This is a genomic window from Edaphobacter sp. 12200R-103 (assembly GCF_010093025.1).
In the GTDB taxonomy this organism is placed as follows: domain Bacteria; phylum Acidobacteriota; class Terriglobia; order Terriglobales; family Acidobacteriaceae; genus Edaphobacter.
Genome location: NZ_CP048114.1, coordinates 2,979,567 through 3,003,184 on the forward strand (window position 1 = coordinate 2,979,567; position 23,618 = coordinate 3,003,184).

The 23,618-nt window shown below is 57.8% G+C and carries 15 protein-coding genes; 9 read left to right on the plus strand and 6 right to left on the minus strand.

The genetic code is table 11. From position 1 onward, the window contains the following. Nucleotides 1-30: 30 nt before the first annotated feature. Nucleotides 31-666: a hypothetical protein gene (locus GWR55_RS12385; RefSeq protein WP_162402541.1), complete on the minus strand. Its 636-nt coding sequence runs from the start codon at nt 664-666 to the stop codon at nt 31-33. A gap of 126 nt (nt 667-792) precedes the next feature. Beyond that, entirely contained in the window at nt 793-1,623 is an 831-nt protein-coding gene (gluQRS, locus tag GWR55_RS12390) for a tRNA glutamyl-Q(34) synthetase GluQRS (protein WP_162402542.1), read from the minus strand. A gap of 105 nt (nt 1,624-1,728) precedes the next feature. On the opposite strand from gluQRS, the gene GWR55_RS19305 reads away from it, so the two are divergent. Next, nucleotides 1,729-2,037, plus strand: a complete 309-nt coding sequence (locus GWR55_RS19305; protein ID WP_238398381.1) for a hypothetical protein — start codon at nt 1,729-1,731, stop codon at nt 2,035-2,037. Between the two features lie 36 nt (nt 2,038-2,073). Then, entirely contained in the window at nt 2,074-2,460 is a 387-nt protein-coding gene (locus GWR55_RS12400) for a carboxypeptidase-like regulatory domain-containing protein (RefSeq protein ID WP_162402543.1), read from the plus strand. Nucleotides 2,461-2,531: 71 nt separating this feature from the next. Here GWR55_RS12400 and GWR55_RS12405 read toward each other — a convergent pair whose 3' ends face one another. The 3 genes from GWR55_RS12405 to GWR55_RS12415 form a co-directional block, all read right to left on the minus strand. Then, nucleotides 2,532-2,903, minus strand: a complete 372-nt coding sequence (locus GWR55_RS12405; protein ID WP_162402544.1) for a cupin domain-containing protein — start codon at nt 2,901-2,903, stop codon at nt 2,532-2,534. Nucleotides 2,904-2,943: 40 nt separating this feature from the next. Continuing rightward, the gene (locus GWR55_RS12410) at nt 2,944-4,596 is read right to left on the minus strand and encodes an acyl-CoA carboxylase subunit beta (protein WP_162402545.1); all 1,653 of its coding nucleotides are present in this window, start codon (nt 4,594-4,596) and stop codon (nt 2,944-2,946) included. A gap of 78 nt (nt 4,597-4,674) precedes the next feature. After that, nucleotides 4,675-6,996 (minus strand): DUF4838 domain-containing protein, encoded by a 2,322-nt coding sequence (locus tag GWR55_RS12415; protein WP_162402546.1) that lies wholly within the window; start codon nt 6,994-6,996, stop codon nt 4,675-4,677. A gap of 139 nt (nt 6,997-7,135) precedes the next feature. Between GWR55_RS12415 and GWR55_RS12420 the strand changes: the two genes are divergently transcribed. From GWR55_RS12420 to GWR55_RS12435, 4 genes are all read left to right on the plus strand, one after another. Continuing rightward, nucleotides 7,136-8,455 (plus strand): DNA polymerase, encoded by a 1,320-nt coding sequence (locus GWR55_RS12420; RefSeq protein ID WP_162402547.1) that lies wholly within the window; start codon nt 7,136-7,138, stop codon nt 8,453-8,455. A gap of 80 nt (nt 8,456-8,535) precedes the next feature. Beyond that, nucleotides 8,536-9,363, plus strand: a complete 828-nt coding sequence (locus tag GWR55_RS12425; protein ID WP_162402548.1) for a rhomboid family intramembrane serine protease — start codon at nt 8,536-8,538, stop codon at nt 9,361-9,363. 222 nt (nt 9,364-9,585) lie between these two features. Next, nucleotides 9,586-10,992, plus strand: a complete 1,407-nt coding sequence (locus GWR55_RS12430; RefSeq protein WP_162400418.1) for a hypothetical protein — start codon at nt 9,586-9,588, stop codon at nt 10,990-10,992. Nucleotides 10,993-11,088: 96 nt separating this feature from the next. After that, nucleotides 11,089-12,576, plus strand: coding sequence for a tannase/feruloyl esterase family alpha/beta hydrolase (locus GWR55_RS12435; RefSeq protein WP_162402549.1), 1,488 nt, complete (start codon nt 11,089-11,091; stop codon nt 12,574-12,576). A 188-nt stretch (nt 12,577-12,764) separates the two neighbouring features. Here the strand turns inward: GWR55_RS12435 and aspS are convergent, their stop codons facing one another. After that, nucleotides 12,765-14,588 (minus strand): aspartate--tRNA ligase, encoded by a 1,824-nt coding sequence (aspS, locus tag GWR55_RS12440; RefSeq protein ID WP_162402550.1) that lies wholly within the window; start codon nt 14,586-14,588, stop codon nt 12,765-12,767. 730 nt (nt 14,589-15,318) lie between these two features. Between aspS and GWR55_RS12445 the strand changes: the two genes are divergently transcribed. The 3 genes from GWR55_RS12445 (at nt 15,319) to GWR55_RS12455 (ending at nt 23,599) form a co-directional block, all read left to right on the plus strand. Then, nucleotides 15,319-18,783 carry a TonB-dependent receptor gene (locus tag GWR55_RS12445; RefSeq protein ID WP_162402551.1) on the plus strand — a complete coding sequence of 1,155 codons (3,465 nt, stop codon included), beginning with the start codon at nt 15,319-15,321 and terminating at the stop codon, nt 18,781-18,783. Between the two features lie 87 nt (nt 18,784-18,870). Further along, nucleotides 18,871-20,934, plus strand: a complete 2,064-nt coding sequence (locus tag GWR55_RS12450) for a hypothetical protein (RefSeq protein WP_162402552.1) — start codon at nt 18,871-18,873, stop codon at nt 20,932-20,934. A 184-nt stretch (nt 20,935-21,118) separates the two neighbouring features. Next, the gene (locus GWR55_RS12455; RefSeq protein ID WP_162402553.1) at nt 21,119-23,599 is read left to right on the plus strand and encodes a phosphocholine-specific phospholipase C; all 2,481 of its coding nucleotides are present in this window, start codon (nt 21,119-21,121) and stop codon (nt 23,597-23,599) included. Nucleotides 23,600-23,618: the final 19 nt, after the last annotated feature.

Here is a 23,618-nt window from a genome sequence, read left to right on the forward strand (position 1 = left end):
GTTTCAGGCCCAATCGGACTGCCCTGTCCGCTATTGAGCTGGAGCAGCGGCAGGCGGTGCACCCACGCGACCCACCTTCCAGCCTTCGTTTGTCTCGATCAGAGTCGCCGTGGCCGAATACGGTCCCCCGATATTCTGGCGAATCTGCGGATAGGCGTTCTGTGTCTCTTCCGCCGTCGCCCATGCCGGAGCATCGCTTACGGTGTAGTGGAAGGCGACCTGCGTCGTCGCACCGCGCTCATCGGTCGTCGGGGATGAGCTGTCGATACTGGTCACCTTCCGGTGGCCATAGCAGAAGTTTCCATAGCCGGGTTGCTCGACATCGGCCACCCACGCGGCGCGTCCCTTGTCGGAGATGTCGTAGTTGTTGACCTGTTTGCTGGCGACGATCATTACCTTCTTCTCCGCCGTGGTCCGGGCCAGCAGCCCCTGATCGACCAGCGCATCATATCCTGCCGTCTTGCTGGCGTCGGATGTATCCGCCTGCACAGGAAACTTGATCGGCTCATCCCACAGGCACGCAGGATGAGCGCTGTAGTAGGTATTGATGGCGTCCCGGAAGTGCATGGTGTTGTCGACGTGCTTGTTGCATCCTGCGCTGAACAGAAGTGTCGTCGCCACTGCAGCTGCGGCCCACAAAGGCCGGGTGGTTTTTGAAGTCTTCATGCTTGCATACTCCTCACTGTAGCTAGGAGTGGGATGCAAAAGACGCCGCAGGTGTCGTTGCCATCGTCGTATCCAGGCTCGCGAACTCTCGATGCAAGGGAACACCGCCACCTCTAAACCAATGTCTTATCTGGTTTTGAGGGATTGAGCGATCATCGGGACCATCTCCGGCGCGACACCCTGCTGGCGCAGAGTGCGGATTGCCAGAGCATCATGCCGTTTCGCCAGCCGCACGCCGTGCTCATCGCGCAGAAGCTGCGCGTGGAAGTATGCAGGCGATTGCAGATTCAAGGCTCGCTGAAGCAGGATCTGACGCGCCGTCGACTTAAGAAGATCGGCACCGCGCACGACCTCGGTAATACCCATCGCAGCATCGTCAATCACACACGCCAGCTGATAGCTGGGCAGGCCATCTTTGCGCCAGATGAGGAAATCGCCAAAGTCGATGCCCGCAATAAAGCTCTGCGCGCCCAGATTGCGATCGCTGAACCGGATCGTCTCGCCGTCAGGAACGCGGAGGCGGTAGTTCATTCCGGGTTCGATTGCCGTTGAGGACGCGCTCGCCACAGGCCGGCAGTGGCCGTTATAGACGGGTTCATCGTCGCTCTCTTCATGCGGCGCCTGCACCATCAGGGCAAGATCGCGGCGGCTGCAGGTGCAGGGATATGCAAATCCTCCGGCAAGCAGGCGCGCGAATGCCTCCCGGTACAGCTGCACGCGCCGCGATTGCACGACGATCGGAGGAGCCCACTCGATTCCGAGCCATGCCAGGTCTTCCAGCATCGCCTCGACGAACTCCTGCTTCGAACGCTGCGGATCGAGGTCTTCGTTGCGCAGCAGCAGAGTGCCCCGATGTTCCTGCGCGCGCTGATACGCGGTCCAGAACGTCGCTGCATGGCCAAGGTGGAGCAGGCCGGTTGGAGAGGGGGCAAGGCGGCCGATATATCCGGAGGTCACATCAAGAGCCTACCGCAAATGCCGCGCGCTTCCTCCTAAACCAGGGGACGTGGCCGGAAAGCCGTCTCATGTGCGATTTCCGGATTGTGATCACGCCAAAGGCAGGTGGAAATCTACCCCATTCTTCCGCTTGACGCCTCGCCTGTGGACGCCGATAAATTGGTAGTGGAGGGCACGACCGAGGTCGTCCGCTCCGTAAGTGCAGGGAGGCCCAGGATGGCTGTGCTATGTCCGGAATGCGATAGTCCGATAGCGGTGGATGAAGAGCTGGATCAGGGCGAGACCCTGGAGTGTGAGGAGTGCGGTGCAGAGCTTGAGGTCGTCTCCACCGATCCTCTGGAACTGGTGGCAATCGAAGACGAGGGTTACGACGACGAAGATCTCTCGCAGATATCGGGAGACGAAGACGAGTAGTTTCGCCTCTCGGAAGGCGATCCGTATACTGGAAGGATGAAAGGTTTTAAGCTGCTTCCTTATTCACTTGGCAAAGCCGCCCTTGCCTTCTCGCTCGCTTTCGCCTCTGCTGCCGCGCCTTCGCTCTTCAGTGGCTCAGCCGCAGCACAGCAACGCGGTCCCGTTCAGCGCATTGTGGAAGGTAAGGTCCTCAGTAGCGCCAACACTCCCGTCAAGGGAGCGGTTGTGTACCTGAAGGAAGGCCGCTCGGTAAAGAGCTTCATCAGCAACGACCAGGGAACGTATCGCTTTGGGCAACTGGCTCAGAATACCGACTACGAGATCTGGGCCGAACAGGATGGGAAGAAGAGCGATGTAAAGACCATCAGCTCCTTCGACAGCAAGAACCATTTCTATATCGATCTGAAGATCAACGACAAGTAAGTACCTGTCTGACGATTAGAGTCATCAGACATCAGGGCGAGAACTGCGTCTGCGGTTCTCGTCCTTTACCGTTAAGCGATCTGTGAAGAAGTCGTCTCTGCATCGAGCCTGTCTCCATGACTCGGCGGCTGGCTGGTCACCAGAAAATGCAGGTCATCCCTTCCCCGATTCATCGCCTGGTGCGCCTGACCGGGTGCAATCTCGATTCCTTCTCCTCGTCCTACAGTGAACACCTGGCGTTCGATCTCCATGGTCAGCTCGCCTTCCAGCACGAAAAAGAACTGGCGGGCGCGCAGGTGATGATGCCTGATCTCGCTGGCGCCAGGTGGCATTCGTTCTTCAATGATGTTCAGTTCCGGAGTGCGGACGAGAAACCAGCCATCACAGCTACTTCCCCAGGTGTAATGCTGCGCGTTCTTTTGAGAGATAACTTGAGGTGGCATCTCACTTCGATGTAAGGGCCCGGTTCCCCGGTGCAGAAATTCACAGGGGTATATTGCCGTGCTTCTTCGAAGGATTCTTCTCGCGCTTGCTAGCAAGCATATCGAGTGCGGTATTCAACCGGCGGCGAGTCTCGCTGGGCCGTATGACCGCGTCCACATAGCCACGTTCGGCAGCGACGTAAGGATTCGCAAAACGCTCGCGGAACTCTCCAACTTTGGCAGTGCGCGCTTCGGCCAGAATCTCCAGCTTCTGGTCTTCCGTAAGCGAGACACCCTGCGGCATGACGGCCTCCGCGCGACGCAGAACGGCATCGAACTCGCGCTTGTAGACGATGTTTACCGCGCCTTCCGGTCCCATGACCGCGATCTCGGCCGTCGGCCACGCCAGATTGACATCGGTGCGCAGATGCTTGGAACTCATGACGCAGTACGCTCCGCCATAGGCCTTGCGAGTGATCACAGTCAGCTTTGGCACTGTCGCTTCCGCAAAAGCGTAGAGCAGCTTGGCGCCGTGGCGAATGATGCCGCCGTGCTCCTGGCGCGTTCCGGGCATGAAGCCGGGAACGTCTTCAAACGTGATCAGCGGAATGTTGAACGCATCGCAGAAACGCACAAAACGTGCCCCTTTTACCGAGGCATCGATGTCAAGTACGCCTGCAAGCACCGCCGGCTGATTCGCAACAATTCCGACGGGACGGCCGTTCATCCGGGCGAAGCCGACGACGAGATTGCGCGCGAAGTGTTCCTGCACCTGGAATAGGTAGCCATCGTCCACGATGCGGGTGATGACGTCGACCATGTCGTACGGCTGATTGCTCTCGTCCGGGATAATGGTGTCGAGCGCAGCATCGGCGCGATCGGCAGCATCGTCACAGGCACGGCGCGGAGGGTCGTCGAGATTGTTCGAGGGAATAAAGCCAACCAGCTCGCGGACCATCGCCAGGCAATCGCGATCGTCATGCGCCATGAAGTGAGCCACGCCTGAGATCTCGTTGTGCGTGGTAGCGCCGCCAAGCGCATCTTTGGTCACATCTTCGTGCAGGACCGTCTTGATCACGTCCGGTCCCGTAACGAACATGTAGCTGGTCTTCTCCGTCATCAAGGTAAAGTCCGTGATGGCCGGCGAGTACACGGCCCCACCTGCACAAGGGCCCAGGATCGCGGAGATTTGCGGGACGACACCGCTGGCAAGAGTGTTGCGCAGAAAGATATCGGTGTATCCCGCCAGCGAGAGGACGCCTTCCTGAATACGCGCTCCTCCGGAGTCGTTGAGGCCGATGATAGGAGCACCCACCTTCATTGCCATGTCCATGATCTTTACGATCTTTGCGGCGTTTGCCTCCGAAAGCGATCCTCCAAAGACGGTGAAGTCCTGCGCGAAAACAAAGACGACGCGGCCATGGATGCGCCCGTGGCCCGTAATAAATCCGTCGCCGGGAATGCGCTGCTGGTCCATGCCGAAGTCGCTGGCCCGATGGGTGACGAGCTTATCCGTCTCCTCAAACGTCCCCTCATCGAGCAGCAGGTCGACACGCTCGCGAGCCGAAAGCTTGCCTGCCTTTGCCTCGCGGGCACGACGTTCAGGCCCGCCGCCCTCTTCGGCGATGGCATTGCGAGCGGCTAGCTCGGCGAGTTTGCGCTCATGCGGTGTAAACGCAGACTTCGAAGGCGCTGGTTGTTCTATGGCAGCCATGCTCAGCGATTTTAGCAAGGCTTTTACACGGGCGGATGCAGCCACTGTCTCCGGCCTGCGCATCCGCTCGGCACTCCCTTACTCAACCACAATCTGATCGGTACAAAGGGTGGCGGGCTGTCCTGCCCGGATATGCCAGGAGGGCATGTGAAGCAGGCTTTCTCCATGAACCTTGATGTAACGGGCTTTTACCGGCGCTCCCAGGTCGGCACGGAACGACTGCAATGGAACCTCCGCAATCTTCGGGTTCTCCTTCGGATTCGGATTATGTGGATTGCTTACCTTCACTTCATCACTGAATGTCTTTCCATCGCCCGAAGTGGAATAGGCAACATATTTCGGCAGAACAAGGAGGTTCCAATCCGGCTGAGCCTGTGCATTGAGAAAATCCATATTGATGGATCTGATCTCCACCAGCTCTTCCAGGTCCAGGACGAAATCCATATGTTCGCCCTTGTAAGCCACCCAGTGCACATCGGGCGCACTCCAGGACTCCCACGAACCGAAGATCCCGTCGGTCAGTTGCTGGGCCTTCGCTGCCCCGCCATCGGGAAGTGTCGTGGGTGCAATCTTCTTCCCGAATGATTTTGCGTGCTGCGTCGCTGCAACCTTCATAAAGATGCGGTCGTAGGATGCCTGGTAATCGTCGGGAGGCGTGCTTCTCTCTCGCACCTTCGTTACCCCGTCCTGCTTGCACCCGCTTACAAACTCAGCGACCAGCGCCTTCATCTCGGGCTTTACAAAAACCTTGCCGTCCGGCGTATGCGCGAACATGCTGCGCGGACTGTCCACTTCGTTCCGTCCGATCTGAATCTGGGCATACAGGATCGGCAGCCGGGCCGTCTTCACCCGCGTCAAAAGTTCGGGATCGTTCGCCACCGCCCTCTCCGCCTGATCGAACAAGGCCTGGTATACCTTCATCATCTCCGCTGAGAGATAAGCGCCCTTTGCGTCCTCAGGGCTTCCAAAGATGTCGAGCTTGAGGCCGCTGCCGATCAGCGATTCGCGCATACGATCGATGTACTGACGAATAGGACGTCCCGCGGGACCATAGTAGCCGTTCAGATATTCGTCCATGATGGCGCTGTCATCCGCATTCGGATTCCACATCAGCTTGCAAAGCATGTAAGCTCTCAGGCCGGCCATCTCGCCTCCAGCCTGCCCATTCGCCTGCATGAAGAGCGAGTTCACATGGTGATCCGTATAGAACTTGATGTTCGGCTTCAGCGTGTGAAGATTGGGGAAGGGACTGACAAGGTTGGCGAACTGGATGTTGTAGTCCCAGATAAGGATGTTGCTCGAGATCCTGCTCCATGTGATCAGTTCGCTGGAGAATGCAGGATCTGTCTCGTAGACCGGCCCCTGGCGCTTGCTCTCGATATTGCAGAGCATGATGTTGACGTTCCGTTCGGCCTGGATACTCGCAGGCGGAGTCCTGGAGTACCAGTAGGCCAGCGTGGAGATGATCTTCTCCGGGAAAGCCCTGGCTACATCGTTCACGAAGTACAGGATCGATCCGCTTGGCACGCCTCCGTACTTTGCGTTGAGCTGCGTGCAGGGCCCGCAGCGGCAGTACTGATCGTTATCGTTCTGGCTGACAGACCAGTAGTGTGCATTCGGCTTTTCGGCCATCTTCTGTTTCAGCTTCGCCGTCAGTATGGTGAGCACCTCGGCATTCGAGAGGCATAGCTGCGTGCCTGGCAGCCGGGTTCCGTTGATGAGCGAAAAATACTCCGGATGCGTCTTACCGAACTCGTCGGGTGGTACCAGTTCATTGAAGGTGTGGACAAACAGTCCCCAGTCATCGCGGGAAGAGAGTCTGTGCCAGTTCGTGTACTCCGCATCGCGCGTATCCCGGTACGACGTGGTGCGGTACTCCACCACAGGAGTCACTACAACCGGATCTTTCGGAAGGCTGACCGAATGCGTCTTCGGAATATCGATGACCTTCGAGGTATACATCCTCAGGCCCCATAGCTCCAGCAACCCATAAACCCCGTAGAGCACACCTTTCCCCGGCCCCCCGGCCATGATCAGGTCCTTACCCTCTGGATACCACGCAAAACCGTCTGCCCCGAGCTGCCTGGGGTCGGTCTTCCGCGCCCTCGCACGCCCGGTCTGACCGATGAAAAATGACGGACCGCTTCGATAGTCCGCCTCCTTCTTCACCACCGGACTCTTTCCCGTTATCTCAGCCAGATAGTGCTGCAGCCTCTCGGCTGCCTGTTGCTCCATGGGGCTGGCCTGGTCGGGCACAACAATCTGATACTCCGCCAGCTTTGCAAGGCTTATCGAATGGCCCAGTCGCACATCACTGGTCGCAGCCCATGCCGTGTGGGGAAGAAAGGTAAAACCCGCAGCCAGCAAACCGGAGTTTCTCAGAAAGTCGAGGCGAGTCATCGTTTTAGAAGATTTCATACAGATCTTTCGCAAAAGTTGATCCTACCAAACGCGTTCCTTGCGCAATCCTCCCGCACTGCAGGGCAAAGAAGCAGCCAACGGCAAATAAAAAGCGAATACAATCTCGTTTGTACCGCTTATGTCCTTCGCGCCTCATCCCGACCGGTTTCAGTTCCTGCACATCGACCTGAACAGCTTCTTCGCTTCGGTCGAGCAGCAGCTTCATCCGGAGTACCGAGGCAAACCCGTCGCCGTCGTTCCTACGACCGCCGACACGACCTGCTGCATCGCCGCCAGCTACGAGGCAAAGGCCGTCGGAGTCAGGACAGGCACACAGGTCGGCGAGGCGAAGAAGATGTGTCCCGGCATCATCCTGATCGAGGGCAGCCACACCGAGTATGCGAAGTATTCTGCTGCGATCAGCGAGGCGGTGGAACTTGTCTGCCCCGTTTCGCACCATCCCTCCATCGACGAGATGGTCTGCGAGCTGATGGGCCGCGAGCAGGAGCCGCCGCGTGCCCGCAGAATCGCACTTGACATCAAGCAGTCGATCTACAAGAACGTTGGTGAGGCGCTGCGCTGCTCCATCGGCATGGCTCCCAACCGTTACCTGGCGAAGATCGCGAGCGATATGCAGAAGCCCGATGGACTTATCGGCCTGCTGCCTTCGCAGCTTCCCCGCGCTCTCGAGCATCTTGATCTGCGCGACCTTCCCGGCGTAGGTGCACGCACCGAGGCGCGTCTGAAGGCGCAGGGTATCCAAACCATGCCGCAATTGTTAGCCCTCGATCACAAGCAGATGCACCACCTGTGGAACAGCGTATGGGGAGATCGCATATATCACTGGCTGCGTGGTGGCGATACGGGCGACGATGGTGCTCCTGTCGGCAGCGAGTTACAGAAGTCGCTGGGTCATTCGCACGTCATGGCGCCGGAGTTCCGCAACGATGAAGGTGCATGGGCAATCGCAAACAAGCTGCTGCATAAGGCGGCGATGCGCCTGCGGATGGAGAAGTTCTATGCCGGCTCCCTGTCGCTCACCATCCGGTATCAGTTGACACGGGAGCAGGCGGAACGGATGCGATCGAAGCGGCACACCAGCGGCATCCGGCAGTCGGGCTGGGGAATGGAAGCGAAGTTCCGCCACTGTCAGGACACCCTGACACTGCTGGAGGCCATGCGTGGAATCTGGCAGCAGCGCCCCCAGGGAGAGGAGTGTCGGAGACCCTTTTTCGTAGGCGTGACGCTGCGAAATCTCATTCCCGAGAACGAATACCAGGAGGAGCTGTTCGGAGACGAGGGAAATCGGGCGCAGCTTTCGCAGACGATGGATCGGCTGAACCTGAAGTATGGGCATACGACGCTGCACTTCGGCAGCATGCTTCCGGCACGGGAGTCTGCCCCGACCCGAATTGCGTTTACACAGATTCCCGTGCAATACGGTGTGGATTATATGTAAATTACGTTCTTCGCCGGCCGGAGCAGACGGCCTGAACGCGAACAGCATGGCTGTGATGAAATAGAACGAGGAGAGCACTGATGCGCCGCACCGGTTCCATTCCGTTTGGTCTGCCATCCTTTGGCGGAGCTGTGCGCAATCTCATTCTGCTGAACGTGGGCGTGTTCTTCGCGCTGGCCATCCTTTCGTGGGCCTCTCCTGCACTGGGCCATCTGCTCAACTTCCACCTGCTGTTGGAGCCCTCGGCGGTCATCCGTGGCGAGGTGTGGCAGCTCTTCACCTACTCGCTCCTCAATCCGGGGATTCTCTCGATCGTCTTCGGCATGTTGACGCTCTGGTTTACGGGCGCGCTGCTGGAAGGCAGCTACGGCAGCCGCTGGCTTCTGGAGCTGTACTGGACCTCAGTCGTTGGCGGCGCGGTCATCGCTTCCGTCCTCTCGTTTACGCATCTCTTCGGCCTGCGTCCCGACGTCGTCTCGGTGGGTGCGTGGGCCGGAATCTTCGGACTGTTGATCGCCATTGCAATGCTCTTCGGCGATCAGGAGTTTCTGCTCTGGTTTGTGCTTCGCATCAAGGCGAAGTACATGGTCGCGATCTACATCCTCATCGAGGTCGCGGTTCTCCTGAAGGAATCGGACAACTTCGGTGCGCTCGTACAGCTTTCAGGCGCGCTTTCAGGATTTCTCTTCGTTCGATTCGCTCCGCGAAAAGGTCTCGCGTTCGGCTTCACCGAGCGACTGTACGGTGTGCGCAATGCGTATTACCGTTACAAGCGACGCCGCGCCGCCAAAAAATTCGAAGTGTATATGCGCAAGCAAAATCGCGAGGTGCACTTCGACGAGGACGGCCGCTATATCCCGCCGGAAGAAGCACATCGCAACCCCAACGATAAACGCTGGATGAATTAACACTTTCAGGGAATCCCCTGTATCTCCAGGGTGTATTGTGTCGCCCGGCATCCCTGCCTATAATCAACCCAATTCAGTTTCTGACCTCGTAAGATAACCGTCTTTCCGAGTAGAGTTCCCGGGTCTGCAGTCAGCAACCTTCCGCAAAATACTGTCCTTGGCGCATAAACCAGAAAACCAATGGTCCGTGCAAGCACTGACCATGAAGGAGAATCGCCAACTATGCCACGCACACTCCCCATGCTGGCCGTTTTAGCTCTGTCCGTAAGCCCCTTTTCCTTTGGACAGGGTACGTCTTCACAAAAGCACTACACGATTGTGAAGCTTAAAGCGCCAAAGCCTGTAACTCCTCCGTCGACGACACCTTCCGATCCGACAACGACACCGACGGACCCACCGCCAACGACAACTCCTTCCGATCCGACAACGACGCCAACGGATCCGACAACCCCGCCAACCACAACCCCGACAGACCCGACGACTCCTACGTCCTCGGCATGCAGTCAGATGGACCTGGGATCGGGGGCAAGCCTCAACGGCTTCGTTCCCTTCCCTGCAAATAATCCGTGGCGGCAGAACATCGCCAATGCACCGGTCGACGGCAACTCGCCAAACTACATCAACGCAATCGGAGGACGTAACGTTTACGCCAACTTCGGTGCGGGAACCTATGACGGAAACATCATCGGCATCCCGTACTCCGTGGTAAGCGGTTCGCCCTTTACCACCATCAACTACAACCTTTATGGAGATGAGAGCGATCCGGCGCCCATGCCGATTTCGATCTCGTCGCTCCTTGAAGGTTCTCCCAACCCTGGCGACGGGGACCGTCACGTGCTCGTGCTGGATCGCGACAACTGCTGGCTCTATGAGCTGGGAGGAGCGTATCCACAAGGAGATGGAACCTGGCAGGCAGCAGTGGGCACGGTGTGGGACATGTTGAACTCCAACGCGCGTCCGTTCCGCTGGACCTCCACCGATGCGGCAGGGCTTCCGGTCTTTCCGGGTCTCGTGCGCTACGACGAGGTGGCATCAGGCCACATCGACCATGCGCTTCGCGTGACAGTGCAGCATACCAAGGCGGCCTTCGTTGCTCCGGCAACGCACTGGGCGCCCAATTCGTCCGATCCGAATGCAGCTCCCATGGGGATGCGTATGCGGCTGAAGGCAAACTACGATATCTCGTCGTTCCCACCGCAGGCAAAGGTCATCCTGACTGCGATGAAGAACTACGGCCTGATCGTAGCCGATAACGGAAGCAGCATGTTCGTTACCGGAGCCCCGGACGATCGCTGGAACAACGACGACCTCACCACGCTGAAGCAGGTTCCTGCGTCCGCGTTTGAGGTTGTTCAGTCCGGCACGGTGTACACGGCAGCAAACATCCCCACCGGCAGCGCACCCAACATCACCAGCTTTACCGCGAACCAGACGACGGTTACGCCGGGAACAGCCGTGACGCTGAGCTGGGCAGCCGATAACGCCAGCTACTACATCGTCTCGCCCGAGGCTGGACCGGTACGCGGAAACAGCGTCACCGTACATCCTCTCGTGACCACGACCTACACCCTCTACGCAACCAACCAATTCGATCGCAGCAGCCGGACCATCACCATCAACGTGCAGTAACTGCGATCTCCAACCCCGTTCCACAAAGTGCCGTGCGTCATATTGGCGCGCGGCACTTCTTTTTGAAATTTCCGCAGAGCGATTATAGTTCGATGCATGGCCGCACGATGGTTCCTCGCAGTCCTTCTGTTTGTCACTCCAGCTTTGTGCCCCCTGCACGCCGAACCCTGCAAGGATCTCGCAAAACTTGCCTCGCCTGCGCGTTCCGTCACGCTGGCCGCATCTGTACCTGCTGGAGACTTCGCTCCTGCCACCGGTGCGAAAGAACTGCGTGAGCTACCTGCATTCTGCCGTGTGGCGGCGGTTCTGACACCCACGGTCGACTCCGAGATCCACGTTGAGGTGTGGCTTCCTTCCTCACACTGGAATGGAAAGTTTCTGGCGGTGGGAAGCGGTGGTTGGGGTGGTTCCATTGCTTACAGCGCAATGGCGGAAGCTCTGCGGCGAGGCTACGCAACGGCAGCCACGGATGATGGCCATACAGGACCAAGCGCCAGCTTCGTAGTTGGACACCGGGAGAAACTGATCGACTTCGCCTATCGCGCGGAGCACGAGATGACCGTCACAGCAAAGGCGCTGATCCACGCATACTACGGACGTGCGCCGCGCTACTCCTACTGGGACGGCTGCTCGGGAGGCGGACGCGAGGGGCTGTTGCAGGCGTACCGCTATCCGGATGCGTTCGATGGAATCATCGCGGGGGATCCTGCGAACATCCGCCGTAACTCCTGGGCGCTGTGGCTGGCAAACGAGAGCTTCAAGGATCCCGCAGACTATATCCCGCCGGCAAAGTACCCGATGATTCACCAGTTCGTTCTCGCGGCCTGCGATGCGAACGATGGGTTGAAAGATGGACTGATCGAAGACCCGACAGACTGCCATCCTGATTTCAGCGCGCTGACCTGCAAGGATAACGATGGCCCATCGTGCCTGACTGTTCGCCAGGTCCACACAGCACAGACCATCATCAGCCCGGAGAAAGACTCCTCGGGAAAGCAGCTGTTCCCGCGGCTTGAACCCGGAACGGAGCTTCGCTGGGGCCGTCTCGCCGGCGGGCCTGCTCCCGCCGATCTATTTCTGGATGAGTTTCGCTATGTCGTCTATCAGGACCCGGCGTGGGACTGGAAGAGCTTCCATCTGGATCGCGACTCAGCAAAGGCGCACGCGATCGATAAGGATGTCGATGAGTTAGACCCTCATCTTGCCGCATTCGCAAAGCACGGAGGCAAGCTGCTGCTCTATCACGGCTGGGCCGATCAGCAGGTCGCTCCGGGAGCGACGGTGGACTTCTACAAGTCGCTACAGAATGTGAATCGCGATACCGGCTCCGACTGGGCGCGGCTGTTCATGGCTCCCGGCATGGCGCACTGCTCCGGCGGCGAGGGCCCAGACAGCTTCGACAAGATCGGCACTCTGGAAGACTGGGTCGAGCGAGGCAAGACTCCCTCGCGCATCGTTGCAACGCACCATGACGAGGGTAAAGTAGTTCGCACGCGGCCGCTCTGCGCCTATCCGCAAGTAGCTAAGTACAAGGGCAGCGGAAGCATGGATGATGCAGAAAACTTTGTGTGCGCCGCGAAGTAAAACACAACGGCAGTTTTACAGGGGTTCCAGCCAACGGACAGCTGTGAGCAATGCCGTCATTCTGAGCCGAAGGCGAAGAATCCCTGTATTTTGCCCGAACTTTCTACGCTGCTTCGGGCAAAATACAGGGATCCTTCACTACGTTCAGGATGACAACCGATGGAGGGCTACATCCGGAGAGAGATGTTCTAGCTCCGGGCAGTGACCCTCAGATGCAGTTCCTTCATCTGCTGCTCGGTTGGCGCGCTCGGCGCATCCACCATCAGGTCGATTGCCTTCGCAGTCTTCGGGAACGCAATCACTTCACGGAGACTTGTCGCGCCTGCCAGAATCATCACGATGCGGTCGAGTCCCAGCGCGATGCCGCCATGCGGAGGCGTGCCGTACTCCAGCGCATCGAGGAAGAAGCCGAAGCGCTCCTTGGCCTCTTCGTCGCTCATGCCGAGCGAGCGGAAGATCTCGGCCTGCACGTCCTGCCGGTGGATACGGATCGAACCCGACCCCAGCTCAGTTCCGTTGAGCACGATGTCATAGGCAAGTGCGCGGACAGCGCCTTTATCGTTGAACAACGCGCCGGACTTGATGTCGTCCTCATGGGGCGAGGTGAAGGGATGGTGTGCCGCGTCCCAGGTCTTGGTCTCCTCGTTCCACTCGTACATCGGGAAGTCGGTGACCCAGAGGAATTTGAAATCATCGGCGGTGCCCGTCTGCTCGAAGAGCTTGTGCTTGTCGGCGAACTTCTGTGCGAGCTGAAGCCGCAACGCACCCACACGCTTGTAGATCCACTGCGGATCGTAGTTCCACTTCTCGGGCGTGCCGAGCTTTGGCGTAACCACGACCGTCAGGTCCTCAGGGGTAGCTTCGAGCCTCTGGGTGATCGTCGCAGCCAGCGGCGCAAAGGCCTCGCTGGTCTTTAGACGTTCGGTATCCAGCAGGTCAAGCCCTGTCTCTCCAAATCCGGCACGAACCTCACTCAACAGTTTTTTGCGCTCGGTACCGCTCAGCCCACCTGCCTTGGGGATGATGAAACCCAGCACCGGCAGCTTCTGCTCAATCTTCAGGCTCTCGCGCAGCCCTGGTGTCACCTCCTCGGTCAACTCCGCCATCGCGGGCAGGCGCATGTCGGGCTTGTCGATGCCGTACTTGCGGATGGCATCGTCGTAGGTCATCTGGATGAAGGGAGCCTTCAGCTCAATGCCCGCAGTCTTGAACGCAGCGGTAAGGAAGCCCTCCACTATGCGAAAGACCATCTCCTGCTGGGGGAAGGTCATCTCCAGGTCGATCTGGGTAAACTCCGGCTGGCGGTCGGCGCGAAGGTCCTCATCGCGGAAGCAGCGCGCCACCTGGAAGTAGCGATCGAAGCCCGAGATCATCAGGATCTGCTTGAAGATCTGCGGGGACTGCGGCAGAGCGTAAAAGTCGCCCGGATGCACACGGCTGGGAACCAGGTAGTCACGCGCGCCTTCGGGGGTCGAACGCGTCATGAACGGCGTCTCGATCTCAAGGAAGCCGTTCTCCGACAGATACTCGCGGATGGCACGGGTTACCCTGTGGCGGGTCAGAAAGTTCTTCTGCATCTCCTCGCGGCGCAGATCGAGGTAGCGGTACTTCAGGCGTACCTCTTCGTTCGCAATGGCGTCCTCGGCGGGCGAGAATGGAGGCGTCTTCGCCTCATTCAGCAGCAGCAGCTCTTTGGCGACAACCTCAATCGCTCCCGTCGCCATATTCGGGTTCTCAAGCCCGGCATCGCGGCGGCGGACCTTACCCTTCACGGCCACGACGTACTCGGACCGGGCCGTCTCGGCCTTGGCGTGTGCCTCGCCTGAGACCTCTTTGTCCATCACAACCTGGGTGATGCCGGTCCGATCCCGCAGATCGAGGAAGATGAGATTGCCGTGATCGCGGCGCCGGTTGACCCAGCCCATCAAAACCACGTCCTGTCCGTCCTGGTCCACACGGAGCTCGCCGCACCGGTGAGTACGCTGCAAATTACCTAAAAAGTCGAGTGTCACGATGCTTTCTATTGTACGGATAACCGGCGTGAATCGTTAAATATGGCCGAGTTGAGGGCTCTGTGGCGACGTTTCGCAGGGAGCGCGGCCTTATAAGACCATCCGGGGGCGGCACTCCTGCGGCATGACCTTTGGCGGGGAATGGCGGCGAATCAAGGAGATTCGGCAACAACCTGCTGATCGTGCTTACTCAAACAACCTCGGTTCAATTCAGGGAATGACCTTGCTTGATCCAGGTCTGTAGACTGCTCGGGCGGAAGTCGACGCAGTTCTTGGGACTGCCAGCTGCCTCGATTGCTTTCCCGAGAAAAGAAAAAACGTATTTAGGACATTAAGCGTATACAGCTACAAAGAAGTTGTTATTGAATCTGTGAAATCGATTCAGGATTAAAAGCCGTTCGCTCCGATGAACCAATCACTGTTTCCTTGTTTAGGCTCATCCAGGTTGCAATGCTGCTTCTATAGCTTCGAAGTATGGCGTTAGAGCTGGTTCAGCTTTCCCGTGCTTTATACGTGTAGATTGCCCGAAGAGCCGAGCCATCCTTACTGACGAACTGATTCAGTAATTCCGTTTGCATATTTGTCGGACCATCAGACCTGCTCGAGGTGGACTTCGATGCGAACCATCGTTCCCGGATTTCTTGAGAGAAAAAGATGCCCTAGATCTTTGAAAATTGCCTCCCCTTTAGGGAAGCCCACAATCTACATGCCTCGCCCAAGGAGAAACATTATGCTTCGCCTTAAAGGTGGTATTGTCTTTTTTCTCGTCATCTTCCTGTTCACAACCTTCCTCCCTGCACAGACCATTACAGGCAGTGTCAACGGTACCGTCACCGATCCGGGAGGGGCCGTAGTACCCGGAGCGAAGATCACAATTACGAATGTTGCGACCAACGTCTCAACGTCAACGGAAACCAACAGTGCGGGTGTTTATAACATCCGCTTTCTTCAGGTCGGTCGATACACTCTGACGATGGAAGCTCAAGGTTTCGCAAAACAGATGTCCAAGCCCTTCACGCTCGAGGCGGGGCAGAATGCGAAGCTCGACGGCCAGCTTGCCATGCAAGGCGCAGTGTCCACAGTTAACGTGAATTCCGAGTTGGTCCCCCTGATTAACACAGAGAATGCTCAACTGGCCACCACTCTGGATAAGACAGCAATCGATGCAGTGCCACTCATCGGCCGCAACTTCGTTCAGCTCACCATGTTTGTCCCTGGTGCAGTCAGCACCACACCTGCTAATTTCGCAGGCAACTCCGCGATCGGCGTGGGCGGTCAGCAGGTTTCGGTAAATGGAAATCGCGAACAGTCCAACAATTATCTGCTGGATGGAATAGAGATCAACGAGACCCTGAATAACGGGGTTGGCTACAATCCCAGTCCGGACGCGCTCGATCAGGTCCAGGTTATTTCGGCAAACGCGCAGGCTGAATATGGAAATGTGAACGGTGGGGCTGTTATTGCTCTCACTAAAAGCGGCACAAACAGCTGGCATGGCAGTGCATTTTATTTCCTCTCCAGCGGCCTTTTAGACGCGAATACCTGGGCCAATAAACACAACAGCGTCATAACCCCCAGGCAGCCATACACTCAGCCAATCTTCGGAGGCACACTCGGCGGTCCTATTCTTAAAGACAGGCTGTTCTTCTTTGTGGATTACGAAGGTGGGCGATATCACCAGGGCGGCATTGGCACAGCTACTGTCGCAACCGAAAAGATGAGGCGGGGAGATTTCTCTGAGCTGCTTGATCCAAACATCATGTGTGCGCCTGGAGCCTCCTGCACGTCGAAGAATCTTGTCCAGCTCTACGATTCGACCTCTCTTCCCTACAAGCCTTACGCGGGTAACCTGAATGTTCCAATCCTGAACCCGGTGGCCAGATATCTTTACGCTCATCCTGAGCTCTACCCGCTACCGAACCAAGCACCCCAGGTAGGAACGCCTGCGACGAACAACTATCGTGCTCCCACGAAGAATGCCAGGCAAAACAACCAGGGCGACATCAAAGTCGACTGGAAGATGACACAAAGAGACAATCTTTCCGTTCGGTACTCTCAAAGCGAGAATGTCATCGTCAATACTCCCGTGCTCGCGATCAGTTTCCCCGTTTCACCGAAAACACCTGTGAAAAGTGTCGCTATTAACGAGGTCCATACGTTCAATTCCTCGCTGGTCAATGAGCTGCGGATCGGTTATTCGCGCGTGCATATGCTCGGAGGTCTTACTACCGATTCCACGGGCGCGTTTGGCATGAATGGAAACTCGATCGTGGGCATCGGCGCCGCCCAGGTTCTCAATGGATTTTCGGGGCAGGTGTTTCTGCCTCCAGGAACAACCGGCCTGACTACTCCCAATGGATCGGAATACACCACGTTTGGCAACCCTGGAACAGCCACCAACTATGCGGATAACACCTTTACCTACGCCGATAACCTAACTTATTTGCATGGTCACCACAGTTTCAAATTCGGCGCGCAGTTTATCCGCTATCAACAAAACAGCCTGTACCCAGGAAACGATGGATTGCTCGGTCAGTTCGTCTATACGGGAAACTTCACATCGAACCCTACAAGTGGCCTGACGAACAATACACAGGGTTATTCGGTCGCTGACTTCAATCTCGATCGCGTAGCTTATGTGGGAACTGGAAATGCGAGTGGTCCATTAGGGCCGACGGGACAGCGGCAATGGCGAGACGCCTACTTTGCGCAGGACGATTGGAAGATAACTCCAACCTTCACTGCCAATATCGGAATCCGTTATGAGTTCGATCAACCCATGTACGAGGTAAACAACAAACAGGCCAACATCAATATGGCAACCGGGACTTTGGTTTACGCAGGTGTCAATGGTGTCAGCCGGGCTACCGTCAATCCCTACTACGGCAGCTTCATGCCGCGCATCGGTTTCGCCTATTCTGTGACTCCCCGCATGGTGGTCCGAGCCGGTTACGGAATCCAGAACTACATGGAAGGTACAGGGGCCAATCGGCGCCTTACGATCAATCCCCCATTTCAAACCCCATACTTCGCCGTGGGCTCTGCACCCAGCACCAGCAGCTCAGGCCAGTACTTCCGTGTCGAAGACGGGTTCTCGAATCCTGCTACGCCCTCTCAGTCACTTTCGCTCAACGCCTGGGCCATGAATATCCGGCCAGCGTTCATCTCGGAATACAGTCTGACAACCGAATACCAGGTGAGTAATGCAACCTCTGTCACGATTGGTTACGTTGGCGAAGCAGGTCAGCATCTGGTGAACCATGGCTCCGCGAATCAACTGCGTCAGCCATGCGTCATCAACGGCATCGTGCAGTCCAATCCCAACAGTGCGGCCTGCTCTGTCGCTAACCCCGCTCCTTATAAGGCTCTGGTGGGGCAATCGGGTTCGATTGTCATTACCACGTCCGACGCGATGATGAACTACAACGCCTTACAAGCTACGGTACGGCAACGCAGCTGGCACGGATTGGCGGGGACCATCAATTACACCTACGCTCGCGCCATGACCAATGCCGTTGGCTTCTACGGCTCCACGGGAATAGCAAACGCCAATAATTACAACCAGGATTATTACAACAATCATGCGGAGTACGGTCCTACCAGCCAGGATGTACGCCATAATCTGAACGGAGTGATGAGTTACGAGCTTCCGCTCTGCCGGGGAAGAATTTTTGGCAGCAACATGAATCGAGCTCTGGATGAGATCGTGGGGGGCTGGAAGATCGGCTTCACTGCTGTGGCCTATAGCGGGTTTCCGGTCACGATCAATAACAGCGTCAATAACGCATACACAAACAATAAGATCCAACGGGCCAATTATTATCGCCCGCTTAAGATCAACAAACAAAGCCTGAACGCATGGTTCGGGACAGATCCCTCAGCGACTTCTTGCGCAACCAGAGGTATCGATAACGGCATATGCGCTTACGGTGCACCTGCCGATGGCGCCTATGGAACCGGCCGTGTGGGCTCTGCGAGAGCGCCCGGATACCAGCAATATGACGCGACCGCCTCGAAGGACTTTACTGTCTGGCATGAGCAGAAGTTTTCGTTTCGGGCGGATGCCTCCAACGTCTTCAACATGACCTCACTCAGCAATCCAAACAACACGGCGCAAAGCGCCAACTTTGGCCGGATCACCGCAGTTCGATCCGGTCCGAGACGACTTCAGCTATCGCTGCGCTATACCTTCTGATCCCGACTGCGGCTGTGGCAAATCGCAGCCGCCTCTGTTGACATCGACAAATTAGTATCTTGTGGCCTTAGGACAATAATGCGATCTATGAAAAAACTTGTGCTGTTCCTGGTAATGAGCGTTGTTTCGGTCCCGGCACAGACCGGCACCCATGCAGGGCAGTCCCGTGCTTCCGAGCCTTCCACGCCTCTCATCCTTGGAGGGGGGCACGGCTTCCCCGGCCGCATCCAGGGACCTCCCGGCCCCAGCCCCGTGACAGACCTGCTGAAGCTGCTCTTTGAGAACGTCAACTCCGCCGAAGCTGCGGCCAACGTGCGGAAGATCTGGGAGAACGACCGCTGGTTCGACTTTGCGCACTTCCAGAAGACCGCGGAGAACGTAGCTGACATGATGCGGCAGGCGGGCCTCGATGACGTTCAGATCGGCTACGCTCCGGCAGACGGAACAACGCAGGCAGGCTTCTGGACAGAGCCGATGGCATGGGACGCGCACGCCGGTACTCTCGAGATCGTCTCGCCAAAGGTCCCCGAAGACATGCGCGTTCTGGCCGACTACCAGCGCGTTCCCGCTTCGCTTTGCATGTGGAGCGGCCCCACTGCCCCCGGAGGAGTCGAAACCGAGATCGTTCTGCCTCCGAAAGATGTCCAGCACGCGGACCTCAAAGGCAAGCTGGTCCTCGGCGGCCGCATGTCCAAGATCGCCCTCGCCAAGGCCGGCGCGCTCGGCATGATTCACGAGAGCGCGACCAACCCTGCTCTGCTGGACGAGCGGGACTGGGTCAACTCCTTCGGCGACAACGGCTGGGCATTCAACAAAGGCAATGCACCGCTGGTGTGTTTCTCTATTACCCCACGCTCGCAGCAATACCTCCATCAATTGCTGGAGCACGGCCCGGTGAAGGTCCGCGCCAACGTGGACACCCGCTACTACAGCGGTAAGTATCCGTACATCAGCGGAGCCATCCTCGGCACAGATGGATCGGCCGCCGAGGAGGTCTTCTCGCTCGGCCACATCTTCGAGACGGGTGCAGGCGACAACGCCACCGGCTTCTCCTCCATCCTCGAAGCCACCGCCACGCTGAATCGCCTGATCAAGGAAGGCAAGCTGCCAAGGCCGAAGCGGACCATCCGCATCCTCGCCATGGGCGAGCGGTACGGCACGCTCAGCTACCTCTACGCCCATCAGGACCGCGTGAAGCGCACTATCGCCGGCATGTGCATCGATTCTCCAGCCGGCCTCCAGAACCTCGCTGGCACGGAGTACAACTGGGTTCTCAACCCGCAATCCGCTACCTCGTTTGTCGATGCATTCGTCTTGCGCATCGCCGCCGAGTACTTCCCCGCCGTAGACCGCCCCACCCGCTGGAGCGAGTACAACAGCGGAACCGACAACGATCTCGGCGATCCCATGATCAACATCCCCACCGTCGCGCCGCGTGGCGGACATGGAATCCAGGCGCACCACACCAGCTTCGATACGCCCTCCCAAGTCGATCAAAACTCTCTCCGCGATCTCAGCGTGATGAATGCGGCCTATGCCTACTTCATCGCGTCGGCGGGTCCGGACCAGATGCGCTGGATGGCGCAGCTCGCCCTGTCACGCGGCTACGATCAGATCAACGCAGCCACAGATCGCAGCCTGGCTCAGATCGCGGAGGCCAGGAACGCAGCTGATCTTGGCCGCCTTCTCTACTGGGAGACCGCTCGCGTCGACTACAACCTCGCACGCGAGAGCAAAGCAGTGGAACAGGCCGCTGATCTTCCCCAGGGGCTGAAGAATCTCGCATCCTTCGCCTCCCTGCAAAAGACGCGCATCGACGACGCCGTGCAGCAGCGCGCCACCGGGCTGCACCTGGGGGTCATCCAGCCGGCTGTACCGTCCATCAATCCCGAGGCGGAAAAGATCGTCGTGCGCCGCAAAAGAATGGGCACCCTTACGATGGACAATATCCCCGTCAACCAGCGCGAGGGCTATCCGGCCAGTTCCTTCTGGGGACCAACCACGGCCGCACTTTACTGGTGCGACGGAAAGCGCAGCCTAGCAGAGGTGGTCAAAATGACGGAGCTCGAGATGGGCCAATCGAACTTCGACTGGGTGGGTTATTTCAAGTTCCTCCAGAAACACGGTTATGTGGACTTCGTGCAACAGTGACGTTTTACTTTTCAGTAGCCGCTAACATGCAATCTCTTGGCATTGGGAAGTTGAGAGAGACTGACAAAGGAGGAAGAGTGTCATCCTGAGCGGAGCAAAGCGGAGTCGAAGGATCTGCGGTTCTCAACTCAGCACCCGAATCTCGTTCACGATTTGATAACGTGTTGCATTGGAGAATTGAAGGATGGCAACGAGACGTGATTTTTTGAAGGCTGCTTCGCTTCTCGCGGGCGGCGCGGGTATGGCGGGTTTTGTTCCTGAGTCAGTCAAGCGAGCGTTTGCAATTGAACCAGCTCCGGGCTCCACTTATCAGGATGCCGAGCACATCGTCATTCTGATGCAGGAGAACCGGTCCTTTGATCACGTGTTCGGCACTCTGCAGGGTGTACGCGGATTCAACGATCCGCGGGCGATGCGGCAGGCAAATGGAAATTCGGTCTTTCTCCAGACCAGCAGCACGGGGGATACGTTTGCGCCGTGGCGGCTCGATATTAAAGACACGAAGATCACCTGGATGGGCTCCATCCCGCACAGCCGCGAGAGCCAGGTAGGCGCGTGGAACGAAGGTCATCACGATCGCTGGATCGACTCCAAACGCTCTCACAATCACGACTATGGACATGTGCCCATCACGATGGGCCATTACACCCGTGAAGACCTGCCCTTCTATTACGCTCTGGCGGACGCCTTTACCGTCTGCGATCAGAACTACTGTGCCGCCATGACGAGCACCACGCCCAACCGGCTCTTCTTCTGGACCGGCACTGTACGGGATGAGCAGAAGGCATCGTCGCGCGTGTTCATGCGCAACGACGAGATCATGATCGGCGGCCAGAAGTGGAAGACCTTCCCGGAACGTCTGCAGGAGGCGGGAATCAGCTGGAAGTACTACCAGAACGATCTGACGCGAACCTCCGGCCTGAATGGCGAACAAAAAGCATGGCTTGGAAATTTTGGCACCAATGTTCTGGAGGCGTTTTCTGCCTACAACATAGCGGCGTACCCCTATGCCGGACCGGACCTGCAGAAAGAGCTGGCAGACTGCGAGAAACATCTCGCAGAGACAAAAGATCTCCTCGCTAAAACAACCGATCCCCAGACCAGGGCGAAGCTCGAACAGAAGCTCAGACGCAGCGAACTCGATCATGAGGCCCTGACTCGTCAGCTTGCGTCAGGCACGGGCAAAGACCTCTATGCGAAGCTGTCGCCCCAGGAGAAGGCCCTGCATGACGCAGCCTTTGTGGTGAATGTGAATGACCCCGACTACCGCTCGCTCGAAGCATTGGAGTTCGAAGGCCAGCAGATGAATGTTCCCAAGGGGGACATCCTGCACCAGTTCCGCGAGGACGTGAAGAACAACAAGCTTCCGATGGTCTCCTGGCTCAGCTCGCCGGAGCACTTCTCCGACCACCCTACCTCTCCCTGGTACGGCGCCTGGTACGTGTCGGAGGTGATGGACATCCTCACCCGGAATCCTGAGGTATGGAAGAAGACCATCTTCATCCTGACCTACGACGAGAACGACGGCTACTTCGATCATGCACCGTCCTACGTCGCGGCTGACCCAAAGCGGCCCGAGACAGGCAGAGCGTCCGCAGGCCTCGATACCGCGCTTGAGTACACGTACAAGGAAGATGAGTTGGCGCAGGGCGTCAGCCACGAAGAAGCATGCAGCGGCCCCATCGGCATGGGCTTCCGCGTCCCCATGATCGTTGCCTCCCCCTGGAGCCGCGGCGGCTGGGTCAACTCGCAGCTGTTCGATCACACCTCGATGCTCCAGTTCCTGGAAGACTTCGGAAAGAAGAAGTCCGGCAAGACCATCTACGAATCCAACATCAGCCCCTGGCGAAGGTCCATCTCGGGCGACCTGACCAGTTGCTTCCGAAAGTACTCCGCTGAAGAAGCGAAGCTGAACTATCTCGACCGCGACAAGTTCGTCATTCAGATCCGCGAGGCGAAGGATAAGGAGATCCCGGCAAACTTCAAGGCTTTATCCGCCGAACAGATCGCTGATGTAAACCGGAGGCTGGCGTTATCGCCGTGGATGTCCAAACAGGAGCCGGGAACTCGCCCGGCGAACCCACTGCCGTATGAGCTGTATGCGGATGGTGCGCTGAGCCCGGACGGAAAGAGCTTTGTGCTGACCATGAAGGCGGGAACGGCTGCGCATGGAAATAGCTCCATGGGTGCTCCCTTCAACGTCTATCTTCGCGACAGCGGAGGTATGACTGCCGGCACCTATGCGGTGAAAGCCGGCGACACTCTGACACAGAACTTCCCCGTCAAGGACGGAAAGTACTCCATCGATGTTCATGCTCCAAACGGTTTCTTCCGCAGCTTTGAGGGTTCAGCCAAATCCCCTGTTGCGGTGCGGACGACCTATGAGCGGCAGAGCGGATGGCCAACCGGGAACATCACCTTACATGTAAAGAATGCCGGGAAGACCGCGGTGCAGGTGTCCGTGAAGGACAACTCGTATGGCCTGGCCTCAGTGACGAAGAACGTGGCGGCTGGTGCGACGGAAACAATCCTAATGTGGTCCGGCAAGAGCCACGGCTGGTACGACGTCTCCGTGAAAGCAGGGGATTCCGAAGCTCGCTACGCTGGCCGCGTGGAGACCGGAGCCGCAAGCACGACCGATCCCGCAATGGGTGGGGTGGCATAGCCACCCCACAACGAGGCAC

Excerpts from the sequence above, each read along its gene's own strand:
- GWR55_RS12400 (WP_162402543.1), top strand. The coding sequence starts at position 2,074 with ATGAAAGGTTTTAAGCTGCTTCCTTATTCACTTGGCAAAGCCGCCCTT.
- GWR55_RS12405 (WP_162402544.1), bottom strand. The coding sequence starts at position 2,903 with ATGCCACCTCAAGTTATCTCTCAAAAGAACGCGCAGCATTACACCTGG.
- GWR55_RS12415 (WP_162402546.1), bottom strand. The coding sequence starts at position 6,996 with ATGACTCGCCTCGACTTTCTGAGAAACTCCGGTTTGCTGGCTGCGGGT.
- GWR55_RS12420 (WP_162402547.1), top strand. The coding sequence starts at position 7,136 with ATGTCCTTCGCGCCTCATCCCGACCGGTTTCAGTTCCTGCACATCGAC.
- GWR55_RS12455 (WP_162402553.1), top strand. The coding sequence starts at position 21,119 with ATGGCAACGAGACGTGATTTTTTGAAGGCTGCTTCGCTTCTCGCGGGC.
- GWR55_RS12445 (WP_162402551.1), top strand. The coding sequence starts at position 15,319 with ATGCTTCGCCTTAAAGGTGGTATTGTCTTTTTTCTCGTCATCTTCCTG.
- GWR55_RS12385 (WP_162402541.1), bottom strand. The coding sequence starts at position 666 with ATGAAGACTTCAAAAACCACCCGGCCTTTGTGGGCCGCAGCTGCAGTG.
- GWR55_RS12430 (WP_162400418.1), top strand. The coding sequence starts at position 9,586 with ATGCCACGCACACTCCCCATGCTGGCCGTTTTAGCTCTGTCCGTAAGC.
- GWR55_RS12410 (WP_162402545.1), bottom strand. The coding sequence starts at position 4,596 with ATGGCTGCCATAGAACAACCAGCGCCTTCGAAGTCTGCGTTTACACCG.
- GWR55_RS12425 (WP_162402548.1), top strand. The coding sequence starts at position 8,536 with ATGCGCCGCACCGGTTCCATTCCGTTTGGTCTGCCATCCTTTGGCGGA.
- GWR55_RS12435 (WP_162402549.1), top strand. The coding sequence starts at position 11,089 with ATGGCCGCACGATGGTTCCTCGCAGTCCTTCTGTTTGTCACTCCAGCT.
- GWR55_RS12450 (WP_162402552.1), top strand. The coding sequence starts at position 18,871 with ATGAAAAAACTTGTGCTGTTCCTGGTAATGAGCGTTGTTTCGGTCCCG.